This window comes from Dickeya chrysanthemi NCPPB 402, assembly GCF_000406105.1.
Taxonomy (GTDB): domain Bacteria; phylum Pseudomonadota; class Gammaproteobacteria; order Enterobacterales; family Enterobacteriaceae; genus Dickeya; species Dickeya chrysanthemi.
Genome location: NZ_CM001974.1, coordinates 3,747,264 through 3,749,373 on the forward strand (window position 1 = coordinate 3,747,264; position 2,110 = coordinate 3,749,373).

3 protein-coding genes and 1 pseudogene are annotated in these 2,110 nt (G+C 52.0%); 3 read left to right on the plus strand and 1 reads right to left on the minus strand.

Annotated features, from left to right (window positions below; genetic code table 11):
• Both DCH402_RS16470 and DCH402_RS16475 read left to right on the plus strand, forming a co-directional pair.
• Positions 1-1,196 (plus strand): RHS repeat domain-containing protein (locus DCH402_RS16470; RefSeq protein ID WP_040002295.1); only part of this gene is annotated, 1,196 nt, incomplete at its 5' end.
• A 1-nt stretch (position 1,197) separates the two neighbouring features.
• The gene (locus DCH402_RS16475; RefSeq protein ID WP_040002296.1) at positions 1,198-1,488 is read left to right on the plus strand and encodes a hypothetical protein; all 291 of its coding nucleotides are present in this window, start codon (positions 1,198-1,200) and stop codon (positions 1,486-1,488) included.
• Positions 1,489-1,600: 112 nt separating this feature from the next.
• On the opposite strand, the gene DCH402_RS16480 is transcribed toward DCH402_RS16475, so the two are convergent.
• Entirely contained in the window at positions 1,601-1,858 is a 258-nt protein-coding gene (locus tag DCH402_RS16480; RefSeq protein ID WP_233276293.1) for a SymE family type I addiction module toxin, read from the minus strand.
• A 29-nt stretch (positions 1,859-1,887) separates the two neighbouring features.
• Between DCH402_RS16480 and DCH402_RS22510 the strand changes: the two are divergent.
• A pseudogene (locus DCH402_RS22510) lies at positions 1,888-2,110 on the plus strand (IS1-like element transposase); the annotation flags it as partial.

The window sequence follows — 2,110 nt, forward strand, 5'->3', positions numbered from 1 at the left end:
GTCTGGACGCCACCGGCCGGGTGCAGGCAGTGCTGAGCGGCGGGGCGGGCAAACCGGTGGACACCACCGCCCGTTACCACTACACCCGCACCGGTCTGCCGCAGGAGGCCGGCCGTCTCACCGAGTGGCAGTCTGGCAGACTGGTGCAGCACGATGACACCCATTACCAGTACGACAGGGCCGGACGGCTTATCCGTAAACAGGTGGTGCAGCCGGGTTACCGCCCGCAGGTGTGGCAGTACCGCTGGGACAGTCGCAACCAGCTGCGGGTGGTGGATACCCCGAACGGCGAGCGCTGGCTGTACCGTTACGACCCGTTCGGCCGCCGGGTAGGCAAACGCTGTGACCAGAAAGCCGAAGAAATCCGCTACCAGTGGGACGGCGACCAGATAGCGGAAATCCGCCACTACCGCCACGGCCAGCTGATACAACGTCGTCACTGGGTCTACAACGGCTGGGAGCTGGTGGTGCAGCAGCGCCAGCACACCGGCGGCGACTGGGAAACGGATTTTGTCACCAGCAGCCAGAACGGTACCCCGCAGGCGCTGTTCACGCCGGACGGCACCCTGCGCTGGCAGGCACCGACAGCCACGCTGTGGGGCCGGCGGCAGGCAGAAAAATCGGAAAGTCCGGACCCCGGCCTGGCCTTCGCCGGGCAGCTCCGTGACAGCGAAAGCGGGCTGTGCTATAACCGCTTTCGGTACTACGACCCGGCCGGTGGGTGTTATATCTCGCCGGACCCGATAGGGATAGCGGGGGGAGAGAGTAATTATGGGTATGTGCCAAATCCTGTCTGCTGGATCGATCCGCTGGGGTTGGCTGGATGTAGTAGTGCGTCTGGTCAATTACCTAAACTCGGAGGAAAATCTGTCAGTCAGGTAGAAAAAACTCTGTCTAAAAATGGTTTCACTCAAACTAAAGTCAGTAATAGTGCCGCAAAAAACCAAGTATGGAACCATGCCGATGGCTCAGAAGTACGAATCCATCCATATGGTAATCAGTCAATGAATATGAAGAATGGGGATTTAACACCTAAATCAGGTCTAAATGCACATATACATAAAGAAAACCCCTTAGGTAATCAGCTTGATGATTTCGGTAATGTATCGTCAAACCCAGATTTAACTCACATTGGAATTAAGAATCCGTCAAATTATCCGAGTGTAAGAAATAGACCTCACGGGAGTGGAAGATAAAATGAGTTATGAATATCAATTGAGCAGTGCTATTGAACCTGCTGATTTATATAAAAAGGTAAGATCTCTAATAGCTAATTCGGCTGATTACGTAACTATCTTTTCGGACAATAATTCGGCTGGTTTTAAAAATAAAAATTCGGAATCAAATTGGAGTTCAGATATTGATTTATCTTTCTCATCCGACTGTGTTTTTTTAGAAATCCATGCTGGTAATGCTAAAGTTTTATTGAAGTATATAAATGATAGTTTAATTCTCTCTGATGTGCCTCTTGATATTGAAGAGCAATAAAATAATTAGCCGGAAGCGAACTTAACAATCCTTCCGGCTTTATTTTATCTGCTGCTCAGTGGCGGTGATTTAAAGCCCGCCCGGAAAGCGGTTCAGCCAGTACGTGACGGAGTCACGCGATACTCAGTGCGTGCAGGTCTTGCCACAGTGCGCGAATATCCTGCACGGTAATCACGATGTAGCCGGGCATCACACGCAGCTTCAGCGGCTGCCCGAGGCGGAATCCGGCTTCCTTCAGCCACTGCCCGGCTATGTTGATGGCAGGCGTATCATGATTGCCTTTAACGGGATGATGCCCGACATGGGTAAAGTGCTCATGTTGCGAGATTTTAAAAACGGTGGTGTCTGGCGTAGAATGCGCGTCAGCCATAGTCAACGCCTAATCAGTTAGTTGTGATTATGTTTATTGTCACTGTTAATCAGTCTGCGCAGGTTTATCGCCATGGTCAGAGCCTAAAGCCCATGACAGATTTCGCTGTCGTGACTGCCACCGCATGTTTCTGATCACTTATGTCTACGAAGCGTACAAGCCGGGTGTCAAAGAGCAGCGAAATGGCCTTCAACGGCGTCGGCGTTCGTGATACCGCCAGGCCCCTGAAGATCGGCCTTAACACCTCCCCCC

Excerpts from the sequence above, each read along its gene's own strand:
- DCH402_RS16475 (WP_040002296.1), top strand. The coding sequence starts at position 1,198 with ATGAGTTATGAATATCAATTGAGCAGTGCTATTGAACCTGCTGATTTA.
- DCH402_RS16480 (WP_233276293.1), bottom strand. The coding sequence starts at position 1,858 with ATGGCTGACGCGCATTCTACGCCAGACACCACCGTTTTTAAAATCTCG.